Annotated in this window: 18 protein-coding genes; 13 read left to right on the plus strand and 5 right to left on the minus strand. The window is 60.2% G+C overall.

What is annotated here, in order from left to right; genetic code table 11:
• Positions 1 to 181: 181 nt before the first annotated feature.
• The 11 genes from urtA (at position 182) to ureC (ending at position 10,492) form a co-directional block, all read left to right on the plus strand.
• Entirely contained in the window at positions 182 to 1,447 is a 1,266-nt protein-coding gene (gene urtA, locus CQ009_RS09590; protein WP_064388716.1) for an urea ABC transporter substrate-binding protein, read from the plus strand.
• Positions 1,448 to 1,590: 143 nt separating this feature from the next.
• Entirely contained in the window at positions 1,591 to 3,093 is a 1,503-nt protein-coding gene (gene urtB / locus CQ009_RS09595) for an urea ABC transporter permease subunit UrtB (protein WP_105705815.1), read from the plus strand.
• On the plus strand, positions 3,093 to 4,172 hold the full coding sequence (gene urtC, locus CQ009_RS09600) for an urea ABC transporter permease subunit UrtC (RefSeq protein WP_064388712.1): 1,080 nt from the start codon (positions 3,093 to 3,095) through the stop codon (positions 4,170 to 4,172). The genes urtB and urtC overlap by 1 nt, the downstream gene beginning before the upstream one ends.
• Positions 4,169 to 5,038 (plus strand): urea ABC transporter ATP-binding protein UrtD, encoded by an 870-nt coding sequence (gene urtD, locus CQ009_RS09605; protein WP_007918913.1) that lies wholly within the window; start codon positions 4,169 to 4,171, stop codon positions 5,036 to 5,038. Before urtC ends, urtD begins: the two co-directional genes overlap by 4 nt.
• 140 nt (positions 5,039 to 5,178) lie before the next feature.
• Positions 5,179 to 5,877, plus strand: a complete 699-nt coding sequence (gene urtE, locus CQ009_RS09610; protein WP_064388710.1) for an urea ABC transporter ATP-binding subunit UrtE — start codon at positions 5,179 to 5,181, stop codon at positions 5,875 to 5,877.
• A gap of 43 nt (positions 5,878 to 5,920) precedes the next feature.
• Positions 5,921 to 6,760: an urease accessory protein UreD gene (locus tag CQ009_RS09615; protein WP_105705819.1), complete on the plus strand. Its 840-nt coding sequence runs from the start codon at positions 5,921 to 5,923 to the stop codon at positions 6,758 to 6,760.
• 140 nt (positions 6,761 to 6,900) lie between these two features.
• A complete protein-coding gene (ureA, locus tag CQ009_RS09625) occupies positions 6,901 to 7,203 on the plus strand; it encodes an urease subunit gamma (protein ID WP_016984788.1) in 303 nt (100 codons plus the stop codon).
• A 9-nt stretch (positions 7,204 to 7,212) separates the two neighbouring features.
• Positions 7,213 to 7,746: a GNAT family N-acetyltransferase gene (locus CQ009_RS09630; protein ID WP_105705822.1), complete on the plus strand. Its 534-nt coding sequence runs from the start codon at positions 7,213 to 7,215 to the stop codon at positions 7,744 to 7,746.
• Positions 7,747 to 7,751: 5 nt separating this feature from the next.
• Positions 7,752 to 8,285: a GNAT family N-acetyltransferase gene (locus CQ009_RS09635; protein WP_105705825.1), complete on the plus strand. Its 534-nt coding sequence runs from the start codon at positions 7,752 to 7,754 to the stop codon at positions 8,283 to 8,285.
• Positions 8,285 to 8,590 (plus strand): urease subunit beta, encoded by a 306-nt coding sequence (locus CQ009_RS09640; RefSeq protein ID WP_034151594.1) that lies wholly within the window; start codon positions 8,285 to 8,287, stop codon positions 8,588 to 8,590. Before CQ009_RS09635 ends, CQ009_RS09640 begins: the two co-directional genes overlap by 1 nt.
• Before the next feature lie 201 nt (positions 8,591 to 8,791).
• Positions 8,792 to 10,492 carry an urease subunit alpha gene (gene ureC, locus CQ009_RS09645; RefSeq protein WP_064388701.1) on the plus strand — a complete coding sequence of 567 codons (1,701 nt, stop codon included), beginning with the start codon at positions 8,792 to 8,794 and terminating at the stop codon, positions 10,490 to 10,492.
• 143 nt (positions 10,493 to 10,635) lie between these two features.
• Here the strand turns inward: ureC and CQ009_RS09650 are convergent, their stop codons facing one another.
• Together CQ009_RS09650 and CQ009_RS09655 are read right to left on the minus strand one after the other, a co-directional pair.
• Entirely contained in the window at positions 10,636 to 10,941 is a 306-nt protein-coding gene (locus tag CQ009_RS09650; RefSeq protein ID WP_053116834.1) for a chaperone modulator CbpM, read from the minus strand.
• Positions 10,942 to 10,964: 23 nt separating this feature from the next.
• Positions 10,965 to 11,915, minus strand: coding sequence for a DnaJ C-terminal domain-containing protein (locus tag CQ009_RS09655; protein ID WP_064388699.1), 951 nt, complete (start codon positions 11,913 to 11,915; stop codon positions 10,965 to 10,967).
• A 291-nt stretch (positions 11,916 to 12,206) separates the two neighbouring features.
• On the opposite strand from CQ009_RS09655, the gene CQ009_RS09660 reads away from it, so the two are divergent.
• Positions 12,207 to 13,481, plus strand: a complete 1,275-nt coding sequence (locus CQ009_RS09660; RefSeq protein WP_105705829.1) for an Hsp70 family protein — start codon at positions 12,207 to 12,209, stop codon at positions 13,479 to 13,481.
• Between the two features lie 136 nt (positions 13,482 to 13,617).
• On the opposite strand, the gene CQ009_RS09665 is transcribed toward CQ009_RS09660, so the two are convergent.
• From CQ009_RS09665 to CQ009_RS09675, 3 genes are all read right to left on the minus strand, one after another.
• Positions 13,618 to 14,631, minus strand: coding sequence for an AI-2E family transporter (locus CQ009_RS09665; RefSeq protein WP_064388695.1), 1,014 nt, complete (start codon positions 14,629 to 14,631; stop codon positions 13,618 to 13,620).
• A gap of 330 nt (positions 14,632 to 14,961) precedes the next feature.
• Positions 14,962 to 15,267: a PsiF family protein gene (locus CQ009_RS09670; protein ID WP_064388692.1), complete on the minus strand. Its 306-nt coding sequence runs from the start codon at positions 15,265 to 15,267 to the stop codon at positions 14,962 to 14,964.
• Positions 15,268 to 15,330: 63 nt separating this feature from the next.
• Positions 15,331 to 16,125: a helix-turn-helix transcriptional regulator gene (locus tag CQ009_RS09675; RefSeq protein ID WP_105705832.1), complete on the minus strand. Its 795-nt coding sequence runs from the start codon at positions 16,123 to 16,125 to the stop codon at positions 15,331 to 15,333.
• 96 nt (positions 16,126 to 16,221) lie between these two features.
• Between CQ009_RS09675 and CQ009_RS09680 the strand changes: the two genes are divergently transcribed.
• On the plus strand, positions 16,222 to 17,109 hold the full coding sequence (locus tag CQ009_RS09680; protein ID WP_105705835.1) for a DMT family transporter: 888 nt from the start codon (positions 16,222 to 16,224) through the stop codon (positions 17,107 to 17,109).
• Positions 17,110 to 17,204: the final 95 nt, after the last annotated feature.

Below are 17,204 nucleotides of genomic sequence, written 5' to 3' on the forward strand. Positions count from 1 at the left end.
GCGGTGGCCTGCACCAATGCGCCATGAGCGTTCCTTCGTGGTGCATGCGCCAAGCAGCCAACCGCTCTAACACGACATTTTCTTGCCAAAACCCGACCGGGCACAGCCTTTGCAAAACACACCTTCAGTCGTCCGCATCTGCCAACCAAAAAAAACTTCAAATGTTCATGGAGATCGCACAATGAAGCGTCGCAGTTTGATCAAGGCTTTCACACTCACGGCATCCATTGCCGCGATGGGCATGACCTGGACTGTCCAGGCCGCCGAGACCATCAAGGTCGGGATTCTGCATTCGTTGTCCGGCACCATGGCGATCTCCGAAACGTCGCTCAAAGACATGGCGCTGATGACCATCGACGAGATCAACGCCAAGGGCGGCGTCAACGGCAAGATGCTTGAGCCGGTGGTGGTCGACCCGGCGTCGAACTGGCCGCTGTTCGCTGAAAAGGGCCGGCAGTTGCTGACTCAGGACAAGGTTGCCGTGGTGTTCGGCTGCTGGACGTCGGTGTCGCGTAAATCGGTGCTGCCGGTGTTCGAAGAGCTCAACGGTCTGCTGTTCTACCCGGTGCAATACGAAGGCGAAGAGATGTCGCCAAACGTTTTCTACACCGGTGCCGCGCCGAACCAGCAAGCGATCCCGGCGGTTGAATATTTGATGAGCGAAGAAGGCGGCAGCGCCAAGCGCTACTTCCTGCTCGGCACCGACTACGTCTACCCGCGCACCACCAACAAGATCCTGCGCTCGTTCCTGCACTCCAAAGGCGTGGCCGACAAGGACATCGAAGAGGTCTACACGCCGTTCGGTCACAGCGACTATCAAACCATCGTTGCCAACATCAAGAAGTTCTCTGCTGGCGGTAAAACAGCGGTGATCTCGACCGTTAACGGCGACTCCAACGTGCCGTTCTACAAAGAGCTGGCCAACCAGGGCCTGAAGGCGACCGACGTACCGGTCGTGGCGTTCTCGGTCGGCGAAGAAGAATTGCGCGGGATCGACACCAAACCGCTGGTGGGCAACCTCGCGGCGTGGAACTACTTCGAATCCGTCGAGAACCCGGTGAACAAGAAATTCGTCGCTGACTGGAAGGCCTACGCGAAGAAACACAACTTGCCGGGCGCCGACAAAGCGGTGACCAACGACCCGATGGAAGCCACTTACGTCGGCATCCACATGTGGGCGCAAGCGGCTGAGAAAGCCAAGTCCACCGATGTCGACAAAGTCCGCGAAGCGCTGGCCGGGCAGACCTTTGCTGCACCGTCGGGCTACACGCTGACCATGGACAAGACCAATCACCACCTGCACAAACCGGTGATGATCGGCGAGATTCAGGCGGACGGTCAGTTCAACGTCGTGTGGCAGACCGAAGGTCCGGTCCGTGCGCAACCGTGGAGCCCGTTCATTCAGGGCAACGACAAGAAGCCGGATTATGCGGTGAAGAGCAACTGAGTTATCCCGCTCAACCTGATCGTTCCCACGCTCTGCGTGGGAATGCCTCAACGGACGCTCTGCGTCCGCTTTGGGGACGCGGAGCGTCCCGGGCTGCATTCCCACGCGGAGCGTGGGAACGATCACTACGCAAGGCCACGCATATGCGCACTGCCCTCTACCGCTTGCTTCTAGCCATCACGCTGTTGCTGCCAATGCTGGCCCATGCCGGCGATGCCGAAGACTTCGTCGCGGCCAATCCGGTGCAACAGGCCAAATTCCTCGAAACCTGGGCCGCGCAGCCCGACCCGGCACGTATCGAATTGATCAACGCCCTGCAACAAGGCGAACTGACCATCGACGGCCAAGCGAAAACCCTGCGCCTGAACAATCGCCTGCGGGGTCTGATCGACACCGCCATGGCCAGCCACCAATTGCTCGCCGCCGACGCCAAAATCCGTCTGAGCGCCGCGCAGCAATTGCAGAAAAGCGCGAAACCCGCGCAGCTGAAATTCCTCGACCAGCAACTCGTTGGCGAAAAAGATGAAAGCGTTCACGCCGCCCTGAGCCTGGCGCTGGCCAATCTGCAACTGGTCGACACTGACCCGGCGGTGCGCCTCGCCGCGGTGCGACTGCTCGGCGAAACCGGCGATCCACTCGCCCGTACGCGTCTCGAAGGTTTGCTCCAACCCGGCGTCGAAGCCGATGCCAACGTGCGCACCGCCGCCGAAACCAGCCTGGCTCAAGTCAAACGCAAACTGCTGATCGGCGAGATCCTCGGTCAGGCCTTCAGCGGCATGTCCCTCGGTTCGATTCTGCTGTTGGCGGCCCTCGGTCTGGCGATCACATTCGGCCTGCTCGGCGTGATCAACATGGCCCACGGCGAGATGTTGATGCTCGGCGCCTACTCGACGTATGTGGTGCAGTTGATGTTCCAGCGCTATGCGCCACAAGCGATTGAGTTCTACCCGCTGATCGCGCTGCCGGTGGCGTTCTTTGTCACGGCCGCAATCGGCATGGCGCTGGAGCGCACGGTGATTCGTCACCTCTACGGCCGCCCGCTGGAAACCTTGCTCGCGACGTGGGGCATCAGCTTGATGTTGATCCAGCTGGTGCGTTTGTTGTTCGGCGCGCAGAACGTTGAAGTGGCCAACCCGGCGTGGCTGTCCGGCGGTATTCAAGTGCTGCCCAATCTTGTGCTGCCGTACAACCGCATCGTCATCATTGCTTTCGCCTTGTTCGTGGTGGTGCTGACGTGGCTGCTGCTGAATAAAACCCGCCTCGGCCTCAACGTTCGTGCCGTCACCCAGAACCGCAACATGGCCGCTTGCTGCGGCGTGCCGACCGGTCGTGTGGACATGCTCGCCTTCGGCCTCGGTTCGGGCATCGCCGGCCTCGGCGGTGTGGCGCTCAGCCAGATCGGCAACGTCGGCCCGGACCTCGGTCAGAGCTACATCATCGACTCGTTCCTGGTGGTGGTGCTCGGCGGCGTCGGGCAACTCGCCGGCAGCGTGCTCGCGGCATTCGGCCTGGGCATCGCCAACAAGATTCTCGAACCGCAGATCGGTGCGGTGCTCGGCAAGATCCTGATCCTCGCGCTGATCATTCTGTTTATTCAGAAACGTCCGCAAGGCCTCTTCGCACTGAAAGGACGGGTGATCGACTGATGAACCAGCCTCTGCTTGTTACCGCTACACAAAAGGCCGGGCCGAAAGTCACGATCGCCGTCGGCGCAGTGATCCTCGCCCTGCTGATCGCCCTGCCGCTGCTGTCACTGCTGCCAGCGGACAATGCCCTGTCGGTCTCGGCGTACACACTGACGCTGGTTGGCAAAATCCTCTGCTACGCCATCGTCGCCCTGGCGCTGGATCTGGTCTGGGGTTACGCCGGTCTGCTGTCGCTGGGCCACGGACTGTTCTTCGCCCTCGGCGGTTATGCGATGGGCATGTACCTGATGCGTCAGGCTGCCGGCGATGGTCTACCGGCGTTCATGACCTTCCTGTCGTGGAGCGAATTGCCGTGGTACTGGACCGGCACCAGCAGCTTTGTCTGGGCCATGTGTCTGGTGGTCTTGGCGCCGGGGTTGCTGGCGCTGGTGTTCGGTTTCTTCGCCTTCCGTTCGCGGATCAAAGGCGTGTATTTCTCGATCATGACCCAGGCTCTGACCTTCGCCGGCATGCTCTTGTTTTTCCGCAACGAGACCGGGTTTGGCGGCAATAACGGCTTCACCAATTTCCGTACGATTCTCGGTTTCGGCATCACTGAACCGGGCACCCGCGCGGTGCTGTTTCTGGCCACGGTGTTGTTGCTGGTGGCGAGCCTGTTTATCGGCTGGCGCTTGGCGCAGAGCAAGTTCGGTCGCGTGCTGACCGCGTTGCGTGATGCGGAAAACCGCTTGATGTTCTGCGGCTACGACCCGCGCGGTTTCAAGTTGTTCGTGTGGGTGTTGAGCGCTGTTCTGTGTGGATTGGCCGGCGCGTTGTATGTGCCGCAAGTCGGGATCATCAACCCGAGCGAAATGTCGCCGACCAATTCGATTGAAGCGGCGGTCTGGGTGGCCCTTGGCGGGCGCGGCACACTGATCGGCCCGTTGCTCGGCGCCGGTGTGGTCAACGGCATGAAGAGCTGGTTCACCGTGGCCTTCCCGGAATACTGGCTGTTCTTCCTCGGCGCGTTGTTCATCGTCGTGACGCTTTACTTGCCCAAAGGCGTGATCGGTCTGCTGAAGAAACGAGGTGAACAATGAGAGTCACGGCGAGCGCTGAATTCATGCTGGAACCGGCCTTCTTTCCCGTCGAACCGAACAAGGACGCCGGCACCAGCCGCGACTCGATCGGTCTCGGCCAACGCGTCGGCCCGGGTCTCGATACCCGTCACGGCACGATCCTCACACTGGAAGACATCAGCGTCAGCTTCGATGGCTTTCGCGCGCTGAACAATCTCAATCTGTACATCGGCGTCGGCGAGTTGCGCTGCATCATCGGCCCCAACGGTGCGGGCAAAACCACGTTGATGGACGTGATCACCGGCAAGACTCGCCCGAGTCACGGCAAGGCGTGGTTCGGCGAAACGCTGGACCTGACGCAGATGAGCGAAGTGCAAATCGCTCAGGCCGGCATCGGTCGCAAGTTCCAGAAACCGACGGTGTTCGAAGCGTTGAGCGTGTTTGAAAACCTCGAACTGGCGCAAAAGACCGACAAGTCGGTGTGGGCCAGTTTGCGCGCGCGGCTGAGTGGCGAGCAGAAGGATCGGATCAGCGAAGTACTCGAAACGATTCGCCTGACCACCTCGGTCAATCGTCAGGCCGGGTTGTTGTCCCACGGGCAAAAGCAGTTTCTCGAGATCGGCATGTTGCTCATGCAGGACCCGCAATTGCTGTTGCTCGATGAACCGGTGGCGGGCATGACCGATGCGGAAACCGAGTTCACCGCTGAACTGTTCAAGAGCCTGGCGGGCAAGCATTCGCTGATGGTAGTGGAGCATGACATGGGTTTTGTTGGCTCGATTGCCGACCATGTGACCGTGTTGCACCAGGGCAGCGTGCTGGCCGAAGGCTCGCTGGAGCAGGTGCAGGAAAACGAGCGCGTGATCGAGGTCTACCTCGGCCGCTAAGGTTTGCGAATAGATCGTTCCCACGCTCTGCGTGGGAATGCCGCCATGGACGCTCTGCGTCCGCCGTTATGTGACGCGGAGCGTCACGGGATGCGTTCCCACGCAGAGCGTGGGAACGATCACCGGGGGAGAATTTGGAAATGCTGCAAGTCGACAAGCTGCACCAGTACTACGGCGGTAGCCACATCCTGCGTGGCCTGTCTTTCGACGTGAAGGTCGGCGAAGTCACCTGCCTGCTCGGACGTAACGGTGTGGGAAAAACCACTCTGCTCAAATGCCTGATGGGCCTGTTGCCGGCCAAAGAAGGCACGGTGAACTGGGAAGGCAAACCGATCACCACGTTCAAGCCGCATCAGCGGGTTCACGCCGGGATCGCCTATGTGCCGCAGGGCCGCGAGATCTTCGGACGCCTGACCGTGGAAGAGAATCTGTTGATGGGCCTGTCGCGTTTTCCCGGCAGCGAAGCCAAAGAAGTCCCAGGTTTCATTTATGAATTGTTCCCGGTGCTGCTACAAATGAAGCAGCGTCGCGGCGGCGATCTGTCTGGCGGTCAGCAACAGCAGTTGGCGATTGGCCGCGCATTGGCCAGCCGCCCCCGTTTGCTGATCCTTGATGAACCCACCGAAGGCATTCAACCGTCGGTGATCAAAGAGATCGGCGCGGTGATCAAGAAACTCGCGGAACGCGGTGACATGGCGATTCTGCTGGTCGAGCAGTTCTACGATTTCGCCGCGGAACTGGCCGATCAATACCTGGTGATGTCGCGGGGCGAGATCGTGCAACAGGGGCGCGGTGAAAATATGGAGGCCGAGGGTGTACGCGGGCTGGTAACGATCTAGTACAACGAACTAATCTGTAGCTTCCTAACGATAATTACACACCATGAATTCGACTGTTGCACCTGCCCTGTTTACCCCCAGCTGGCACGCCGAGCTGGAACTCGCTTACGCCCGTTTCGGCGATTGCACGCGCCCGGTCATGCGCCGCCACCTCGGCCCGCTGCGGGTGCAAAAGCACCTGTACGCCGAAGGCCCCGAGGTCTGCCAGCACATCATCGTCCACCCACCGGGCGGGATTGCTGGCGGTGATCGGCTGGACATCAGCGCCCGCGTCGAACCCGGCGCTTGGGCGCAGATCACCAGCCCCGGCGCGGCCAAGTGGTATCGCGCCGGGGGGCCGGCTTATCAGAAGCTCGACTTGAAAGTGGCGGCCGGGGCGACGCTGGAATGGCTGCCGCAGGAAACCATTGTCTACAGCGCAGCGCAGGCCGAATTGACGACCTCGATCGAACTTGAAGGCGATGCGCGGCTTTTCTACTGGGACGTCGTGGCGCTGGGTCGCCCGGCCAGTGGCGAGCGTTTTGACCGTGGGCATTTTCAGGCGCACCTGGATATTCGTCGCGATGGTCGATTGCTCTGGCATGAGCGCCAGCGCATTGTCGGTGACGACGGTTTGCTTGATTCGCCGATCGGGCTGGATGGTCATCCGGTGTTTGCGACGTTGTTGGTCACCGGTGAGATTGATGCCGAGTTGCTTGAGCGTTGCCGCTCGCTGGGGCACGAAGTACGCGGGGATCTGACTCAATTGCCGGGGCTTCTGGTGGCTCGTTGTCTGGCCAGTGAGGCACTGCTCGCCCGCGCCTGGCTCATCGATTTATGGCGCTTGCTGCGGCCGGTGCTGCTGGGCCGCGAAGCTCAGCCGCCCCGAATCTGGAACACCTGAAATGCATTGCCCTGTAGGAGCTGCCGAAGGCTGCGATCTTTTGATTTTGTTTTTAAAGATCAAGATCAAAAGATCGCAGCCTTCGGCAGCTCCTACAGGTGTACGACATCATTTTTAACTGCCGATATTGGATTTCCACAATGGACCTGACCCCACGCGAAAAAGACAAGCTGCTGATCTTCACCGCCGGCCTCGTCGCCGAGCGGCGGTTGGCACGCGGTGTGAAACTCAATTACCCGGAAGCCATGGCCTACATCTCCGCAGCCCTGCTCGAAGGCGCCCGTGACGGCCAGACGGTGGCCGAGCTGATGCACTTCGGCACCACCCTGCTCAGCCGCGAACAAGTGATGGAAGGCATCGCGGAAATGATCCCGGAGATTCAGGTCGAAGCGACGTTCCCCGACGGCACCAAACTGGTCACCGTCCACCAACCGATCGTTTGAGGCTGCGCCATGACTTACTCCATTCGCGATGCCATTCACTCCGACCTGCCGGCGATCCGCGACATCTACAACGACGCCGTGCTCAACACCACGGCGATCTGGAATGAACAAGCCGTCGACCTCGGCAACCGTCAGGCGTGGTTCAGCGCGCGTCAGGCCCAGGCCTATCCGATTCTGGTGATCGTTGACGGCGACAACACTGTGCTCGGCTACGCTTCGTTTGGTGACTGGCGGCCGTTCGATGGCTTTCGCCACACCGTCGAGCACTCGGTGTATGTGCGCAGCGACCAACGCGGCAACGGCCTCGGCCCGAAACTGATGGCTGCGCTGATCGAACGGGCAAGGACCTGCGACAAACACGTGATGGTCGCCGCCATCGAAAGCGGCAATGCTGCTTCGATTCGTCTGCACGAACGCGCCGGTTTCATCACCACCGGGCAAATGCCGCAAGTCGGCACCAAGTTCGGCCGCTGGCTGGACCTGACCTTCATGCAACTGACCCTCAATCCTGGCGCGGAGCCGCCTGAAGCCATCAAGGAGTGACACCGATGAACGCCGCCCAACTGCGCCGCGTCAATGCTGAAAGTTTTGCCCACTACCGTCAGGGCCTGATCGATTTGCTGCTCGATGCCGTGGGTTACGGCGCCAGTGTCGGCTTCATGGCCGATCTCGATGCGGCGCAGGCTCACGCCTATTTCGATGACGTCCAGGACAATGTGAACAAGGGCAGCGTGCTGCTCTGGGTGGTGGTCAAGGACGAGCAGGTGTTGGCCAGTGTGCAATTGGGGTTGTGCCAGAAAGCCAACGGCCTGAATCGTGCCGAGGTGCAGAAACTGCTGGTGCGCGAACACGCGCGGCGGCGCGGTCTCGGTCAGCAATTGATGAGTGCGCTGGAACTCGAAGCGCCCAAGCACAAGCGCGGCATGCTTTACCTCGACACCGAGGCCGGTTCCCCCGCCGAAGATTTCTACAAGGCGCTGGGTTACACCCGCGCGGGTCAGATTCCCGATTACGCCTGCGACCCGCACGGCACCTATCGACCAACCGCCCTCTATTACAAGATTCTGCAAGGAGCCCAGTGATGATTCCTGGCGAGTACCAGATCCAGCCCGGCGACATCGAACTCAACGTCGGCCGCCGCACCCTCAGCCTGAAAGTCGCCAACAGCGGCGACCGGCCGATTCAGGTCGGTTCGCACTATCACTTTTTTGAAACCAACGACGCGCTGACCTTTGATCGCGCAGCGAGCCGTGGCATGCGCCTGAATATTCCGGCGGGCACGGCGGTGCGTTTTGAGCCGGGGCAGAGTCGTGAGGTTGAGCTGGTCGATTACGCCGGGCATCGGCGGGTGTTCGGGTTTGCAGGACGGGTCATGGGTGACCTCTGACATCTGCGTGCACCGCTGCCCCTCACCCCAGCCCTCTCCCGAGGGAGAGGGAGCCGAATGGGGGCTTTTCCGATCCTGAGTTCGACTCGATATTTCAGGTCGATGTCTGTCGAAAGAAACCCGCGATCAGTCCCCTCTCCCTCTGGGAGAGGGCTAGGGTGAGGGTCGATGGCTCACCACTATTTTCCTGAAGGACGCTGCATGAAAATTTCCAGACAAGCCTACGCCGACATGTTCGGCCCCACCGTCGGCGACAAGGTGCGCCTGGCCGACACCGAGCTGTGGATCGAGGTCGAAAAAGACTTCACCACCTACGGCGAAGAAGTCAAATTCGGAGGCGGCAAAGTCATCCGCGACGGCCAGGGCCAAAGCCAACTATTGGCCGCCGAAGTGGTCGACACGCTGATCACCAACGCGCTGATCATCGACCACTGGGGCATCGTCAAAGCCGACGTCGGCCTCAAGGACGGCCGCATCGCCGCCATCGGCAAGGCCGGCAACCCGGACGTGCAGCCCAACGTCACCATCGCCATCGGCGCCGGCACCGAAGTGATTGCCGGCGAGGGCATGATCCTCACCGCCGGCGGCATCGACACGCACATCCATTTCATCTGCCCGCAGCAGATCGAAGAAGCGCTGATGAGCGGCGTCACCACCATGATCGGTGGTGGCACGGGACCTGCCACCGGCACCAACGCCACCACTTGCACCTCCGGGCCGTGGCACTTGGCGCGCATGCTCCAGGCGGCCGATGCGTTCCCGATGAACATCGGCCTCACCGGCAAAGGCAACGCCAGCCTGCCGGAGCCATTGATCGAACAGGTCAAGGCCGGCGCCATCGGCCTCAAGCTGCACGAAGACTGGGGCACCACGCCGGCGAGCATCGACAATTGCCTGAGCGTCGCTGATCAGTTCGACGTGCAGGTGGCGATCCATACCGACACCCTCAACGAATCCGGTTTCGTCGAAACCACCCTCGGCGCGTTCAAGGGCCGCACCATTCACACCTATCACACCGAAGGTGCCGGCGGCGGTCACGCGCCAGACATCATCAAGGCCTGCGGCTTTCCTAACGTGCTGCCAAGTTCGACCAACCCGACCCGGCCGTTCACGCGCAACACCATCGACGAACACCTCGACATGCTGATGGTCTGCCACCACCTCGACCCGAGCATTGCCGAAGACGTCGCGTTCGCCGAAAGCCGCATCCGCCGCGAAACGATTGCCGCCGAAGACATCCTCCACGACCTCGGCGCGTTCTCGATGATCAGCTCCGACAGCCAGGCCATGGGCCGCGTCGGCGAAGTCATCACGCGCACCTGGCAGACCGCCGACAAGATGAAAAAACAGCGCGGCCCGCTACCTCAGGATGGCGAAGGCAACGACAATTTCCGCGCCAAGCGCTACATCGCCAAATACACCATCAACCCGGCGATCACCCACGGCATCAGCCATGAAGTCGGTTCGATCGAAGTCGGCAAGTGGGCGGATCTGGTGCTCTGGCGTCCGGCGTTTTTCGGCGTGAAACCGACACTGATCCTCAAGGGTGGCGCGATTGCCGCGAGTCTGATGGGCGACGCCAACGCGTCGATCCCGACCCCGCAACCGGTGCACTACCGCCCGATGTTCGCCAGTTACGGTGGCTCGTTGCACGCCACCAGCCTGACCTTCATCAGCCAGGCGGCGCAGGAGGCCGGGTTGCCGGAAGCGTTGGGGTTGAAGAAAAAAATCGGCGTGGTGAAGGGATGCCGGGATGTGCAGAAAACCGATCTGATTCACAACGACTATCTGCCGAACATCGATGTTGATCCGCAGACGTATCAGGTCAAGGCTGATGGTGTGCTGCTGTGGTGTGAGCCGGCGGAAACATTGCCGATGGCACAGCGGTACTTCCTGTTCTAACCAAAAAAGGCCCTTCGAGACCCGCGAGTACAAGGGCCTGCGTATACCGATCCCTGTAGGAGCTGCCGAAGGCTGCGATCTTTTAATCTTGTTTTTTAAGATCAAGATCAAAAGATCGCAGCCTTCGGCAGCTCCTACATGGGTTATTCGATTACCAAGCGTGCCAGGCGTTGTTTGAGCATACGGTTCTCGGCGCGCAATTCGCGCACCTCTTCCAGCAGATCCAGCGCCAGCGCAACCCCTTCCCACTCCAGCTCCAGATCACGGCGCAACTTCGCCGCACGCTTGGCCAGGGCCAATTCGTAATCGGTGAAGCGCCATTCCCGGGGCTGTGCGCCCTGAGGTTCGAGGATGCCGTGTTCGACGATTTCGATCACGTAGACGTCCGACAAATCGGCCGCCTCACAGAATTCTGCCAGGTCCAGTTGAACGATCAGGGGGCTGCTCATGATGGGCTACTCCGTCGTCGGTTTCAGAAGTTCTCTCGCGGATTGAAAGCGGCTTTCTTCGCCAGTTCCTGCCACAGCGCCTTTACCTCGTCGTCGGCCGCTTTCGGCATCACCGCTTTGAGCTGCACAAACAAGTAACCGCGCTCACCAGCCTTGTTTTTCAAGCCATGCCCCTTGGCGCGCATGCGCTGGCCATTCTGGCTACCGGCCGGCACCTTGAGGTTGATCTTGCCGGTCAGGGTCGGCACGGCTACTTCCGTGCCCAATGCCAATTCCCAAGGCGCCAGCGGCAAGGTGATGATGAGGTTTTCACCTTCGACATCGAATTTCGGGTGCGGCGCAAAACGAATGGTCAGGTACAGGTCACCATTGGCCCCGCCACCGATACCCGGCGCGCCCTGACCCTTGAGGCGAATGCGCTCGCCGTCGGTCACGCCCGCCGGGATCTTCACGTTCAGGCTCTTGCTGGTGTTGCTGACGTGCTGGCCGTTGGCGTTGTATTGCGGCACCTGGAAGGTGACTTTCTTCGATTCGTTAGCGAGCGTCTCCTCGAGGAAGATCGGCAGTTCCATTTCCACGTCTTGCCCTCGGCGCCCTGCACTGCGTTGTTGCCGACCTTCGCCGCCACCGAAACCGGGGCCGCGATTGCCGAAGATCGAACTGAAGAAGTCCGAGAAGTCGCCGGTGTCGCCACCGCCACCGCCAAAGCCGCCTCGGCTCTGCCAGCCCGGTGGCCCCTGGAACGGCTGACCGTGCTGGCCATAGCGGCGCAGCTCGTCGTACTCGGCGCGTTTGTCGGCGCTTTTCAGCGCTTCATAGGCTTCCGAGGCGTCTTTGAATTTGGCCTCGGCGTCCTTTTCCTTGCTGACATCGGGGTGGTATTTGCGCGCCAGCTTGCGATAGGCAGCCTTGATTGCCTTGTCGTCTGCTGTCGGCTCCACGCCGAGTATCTTGTAATAGTCTTTGAAGTCCATTGAAGGAATCACCATCCGTTATCGATTTCGCGCCGATGCCAGCATGCGCCGATTCGCGCGTGCCAGGTTGACCGATCTCAAGGTTGTGACCGGGTGGCGCAACAGAAGTTTATCGGCAGTGGACGGCGGTTCTTGCGACCGCCGGTGGTTCTGCCGGCCCATGCCAGCAAGTTTGGGGCAAAGCTGCGAGTTTCAAGCAGTTTAGTCGTGAAATAGCAGATGACCGGCCTTCGAATCTGGCGCGCACTGACATACACTGCGCGGCCGTTTTTTTGACCGGAACCGAAAGACATGAAAGACGCCTCTCCAGCCCGTGCCTGCGGTATCGACTTCGGCACGTCCAACTCCACCGTCGGCTGGCTGCGCCCCGGCATGGAAACGATGATCGCGCTGGAAGACGACAAGATCACCCTGCCGTCGGTGGTCTTCTTCAACATCGAGGAACGCCGCCCGGTTTACGGTCGTCTGGCGCTGCACGAGTACCTGGAAGGTTATGAAGGCCGGCTGATGCGCTCGTTGAAGAGCCTGCTCGGTTCCAAGCTGATCAAGCACGACACCAGCGTGCTCGGCACGGCGATGCCGTTCAAGGACTTGCTCGGCCTGTTCATCGGCCAGTTGAAGAGCCGTGCGGAAACCGCCGCCGGTCGGGAATTCGAACAAGTGGTGCTCGGCCGTCCGGTGTTCTTCGTCGATGACGATCCGCTGGCCGACCAGGAAGCCGAAGACACCCTGGTCGACGTGGCCAGGAAGATCGGTTTCAAGGAAGTCTCCTTCCAGTACGAGCCGATTGCAGCGGCCTTCGACTACGAGTCGACCATCGAGAAAGAAGAGCTGGTGCTGATCGTCGACATCGGCGGTGGTACCTCCGACTTCTCGCTGGTGCGCCTGTCGCCGGAGCGTCGCGGTTTCGATAACCGTCACGATGACATTCTCGCCACTGGCGGCGTGCACATCGGCGGTACCGACTTCGACAAACAGCTGAGCCTGCAAGGCCTGATGCCGCTGTTCGGCTACGGCAGCCGCATGAAGAGCGGCGCCTACATGCCGACCAGCCACCACATGAATCTGGCAACCTGGCACACCATCAACTCGGTGTACTCGCAGAAATCCAGCCTGGCGCTGGGCAGCATGCGCTACGACATCGAAGACACCGGCGGCATCGATCGCCTATTCAAGTTGATCGAACAGCGCGCCGGGCACTGGTTGGCGATGGAAGTGGAAGAAACCAAGATCCAGTTGACCCACACCGACAGCCGCCATGTGCCGCTGGATCGCATTGAACCCGGGCTGAGTGTTGAACTGACCCGCGCGCTGTTTGAATCGGCGATCGATGCGTTGCTGGAGCGAGTGCGTGGCAGTGTTACGCAGTTGCTGAACGATGCCGGTGTGGCGGTGGATCAGGTTGATACCGTGTTCTTCACCGGTGGTTCGAGCGGTATTCCGGCGCTGCGCAACAGCGTCTCGGCGATGCTGCCGAATGCTCGGCATGTCGAAGGGAATATCTTTGGCAGCATTGGCAGCGGATTGGCGATTGAAGCCATGAAACGCTATGGCGCCATGGCCTGACCTGAAATCGGCGTCGCGCCATTCGCGAGCAGGCTCGCTCCCACACTGGATTGCATTTCAACTGAAGGAATGCGCTCAAAATGTGGGAGCGAGCCTGCTCGCGAAGAGGCCCATTCAAGCGCTACAAGCGCTTGGATCAAACCATCCCGCCCAGTTTCAACTCACTCTTCAGGTACGCATAATAAATCGGCCCCGCCACCACTCCAGGCAAGCCGAATGCGGCCTCGAACACCAGCATCGCCAGCAGCAACTCCCACGACTTGGCACTGATCTGCCCGCCGACAATCCGCGCGTTGAGGAAGTACTCGAGCTTGTGGATAAAGATCAGATAACCCAGCGCGGCAATCGCCACCCAGATCGACAGTGACAGGCCGACGATGGTGATCAGCGTGTTCGACATCAGGTTGCCGATTACTGGCAGCAGGCCGAGCAGGAAGGTCAGCACAATCAGGGTTTTGGTCAGCGGCAGCTTGATGCCGAACATCGGCAGGATCACCGCGAGGAAGATCCCGGTGAAGAAGGTGTTGAGCAGGGAAATCTTGATCTGCGCGAAAACGATGTTGCGAAACGCCTGCACCAGCAGGTGCAAACGGTCGAACAACGCGGCGGCCAGCGGTTTGCGTTTGGTCACGTCGGGGATGCGCTGCAAGGCGATAATTGCACCGAGGACCATGCCGATCAGCAGCGTCACGAACATGTGCGCCGCGTCCTTGCCGACCAGTTGCAGGTCGGACAGATGTTTGCTCATCCACTCGCCGATCGCCACGCGAAATTCCGCAGCACTGGCCGGCAGATAAGCATCGATGAACGGCGGCAATTGCCCGCGCGCGCGGTCGACCACACCCATGAATTTATCGAGGGAAGCACCGGGATTTTCTGCTTCGTGCAGGAGAAAGCTGATCGCGCCGGCGAAGATCAGCGCCAGCACACTCACCACCAGCGTGCCGAGCAAGGCCACCGCCAGCCAACGCGCGCGGCGGCCTTCGATCAGCCGTTGCAACTGCGGGGTGAGCATATTGACCAGCTCATAGACCAACAGACCGGCCAACAGACTGGGCAACAAGCGCAGCGGCAGCACCAGCAGCAAACCGCCGAAAATGATGATGCAACTGACCCAGAACACTACATGACGCTCAGAAAACGTTGGCATACAGCCTCAAAACGAACGGCGTAAAAGGATTGGCAGTCTGCCAGCGTTCCCGGGGGAGCACTAGGTATATGCGGTGTTTCGGGTTTTGCTGCACGGCTTGAGATCCAGCCCTCACCCTAGCCCTCTCCCAGAGGGAGAGGGAACCGATCGAGGAATGGCGAAGAAATCCGGTGACCTGCCAGTGCTGTATTGAATCCAGAATCGGCCGGATAGTTCAGGTCGATGGATATCTGAAAACAACGCGGTCAGTCCCCTCTCCCTCCGGGAGAGGGTTAGGGTGAGGGCAAATCTCAAGCGAACGCCTAGACCCAGTCAACCCACAGAACCAGGTTATTTTTTCTTCAGGCAATCACTCATGAACGCCTTGCGCGCATCGCCGGTCAGCGCCTTGGTTTTCGCATCGGCGTTGCAGGTGGTCATTTTCTGCTGCTGCGGGGTCAGGGCCTTGGCATCGTTGGCCGCTGGCGCTGCCTTGAGGCAGGTGCTCATGAAGGTTTTGCGCTCATCGCCTTTCAGACTCTTGGCGGTCGCATCGGCATTGCAAGTGGTCATTTTGTTCTGTTGCGCCGTGGCGGCGAAACCCTGGGAACACAGGAGCAAACCAATCATCAACAACGGCACACGCAACATCTTCATGGAGTTTTCTCCTTGTCGCCGCACCGATGGGGGCGGCCTCTGCAGGAGTGTAGCCAAATCTTGTTACACCTTCCTGCCTTCGAGATGGCTACGGCGATACTGCTCCGGCGTACACCCCGCCTGCCGGGCGAACATGGCGATAAATGCCGAACCGCTGCTGTAACCGAGGTCGAAGGCAATTTCCTGCACGCTGCGGGTAGTTTCCAGCGCCTCGATCGCGGCGAGATAGCGCAGACGCTGGCGCCATTCGCCGAAACTCATCCCCAACTCACGGACGAATTGCCGCGCCAATGTGCGCTCACTGACGTGCACCTGCAGCGCCCAATGCGCCAGCGGCTGATTGTTGCCCGGCTCGGCCTGCAAGGTTTCAAGGATTGCCAGCAATCCGGAGCTGCTCGCGTACGGCAGATAACACTCATGCACCGGTGCCTGCTGCAATTGATCGACCAGAACCTGCGCCAGCCGTTGATCGGCATCAAGTTCGGGAATCTTCACGTCGCGGGCGGCGAAATCTTTGAGAATCGCCTTGAGAATGTCGCTGATGGCCAAGGTGCACGCGCGCCGGGGCAAATCGGCGCAGACCTTGGGATCAAGACACACCGCGCGATAGTTGACCGGTTGATGGCTGTAAAAACTGTGCTCGACCTGCGGCGGCACCCACACCGCGTATTGTGGCGGTGACATGAAGCGGCTGCCGTCGACGTCCATGTGCAGCACGCCGTGCGCCGCGTATTCCAGCGTGCCCCACGGATGACGGTGCGGTGCGGCGAATTCATGGGCGTTGAAATCGGCGTAGCGGAAGTACACCGCCGATGGCAGTTCGCTGAAATCCAGCAGATCGATGTGTTTACTGTTCATGCTGTCCGGTTTCAGAGGCAGGTTGTCCGGTTCGAAGTATAGGCTTGCATCCAGACAACGGATAATTGCCTTTCATTAACGTACTGGTTTCAACTCATGCAATACGCGTTTCCGCTGCTGGCGATTTTTATCTGGGCCGGCAATACCGTGATCAACAAACTGGCGGTCGGGGCGATTTTCCCCGCCGAGATCGGTTTCTACCGCTGGCTGCTGGCCGGCTTGTTGTTCACGCCTTTCATGCTCAAAGCGGTGATCGCGCACTGGCCGCAGATCCGTCCGAACCTGGGCAAAATCTTCGTACTGGGCGTGTTGGGCATGGCGGTGTATCAGAGCCTCGCCTACTTCGCCGCAACCCTGACCACCGCGACCAACATGGGCATCATTCTGTCGCTGATGCCGCTGATGTCGCTGGCCATGGCGATCATCAGCCTTGGGCAGCGCCTGACTGCCGGCGCATTGGTGGGCGCGGTGCTGTCGTTTGCCGGCGTACTGGTGGTGGTGTCGTCCGGCAGCCTCGGCGCGTTGCTGCAGCACGGCGTGAACATGGGTGATGCGATGATGCTGATCGCCACGCTCGCTTATGCGATCTACAGCACGCTGCTGAAAAAATGGCAGCTGCGCCTGCCGCCGCTGGTATTGCTGTACTTGCAGGTGCTGGTGGCGATTGTCGTGTTGTTTCCGCTGTATGCCGCTTCGCCGAAGACCGGGCTGACCCTGCAGAACATTCCGCTGGTGTTGTATGCGTGTCTGTTGGCGTCGATGGTCGCGCCGCTGGCGTGGATGCAGGCTGTGCAGCGTCTGGGGCCGAGCCGCACGACGTTGTTTTTCAATCTGCTGCCGTTGATTACTGCGCTGATTGCGGCGGTGGTGTTGAAAGAGCAGTTGGCGATGTATCACCTGGTGGGCGGGTTGTTGACGTTGGGTGGGGTGATTCTTTCCGAGCGCTGGACCACCGTGTTGGGTCGCCGGATCAGCGTTGCCTGATGGAAAAGATCGTAGCCTGCGGCAGCTCCTACATGAGTTCGGGGCGTTCACAAAATTTGTGTTCGACACCGAACCTGTAGGAGCTGCCGAAGGCT

It is taken from the genome of Pseudomonas sp. MYb2, assembly GCF_002979955.1.
GTDB lineage: Bacteria > Pseudomonadota > Gammaproteobacteria > Pseudomonadales > Pseudomonadaceae > Aquipseudomonas.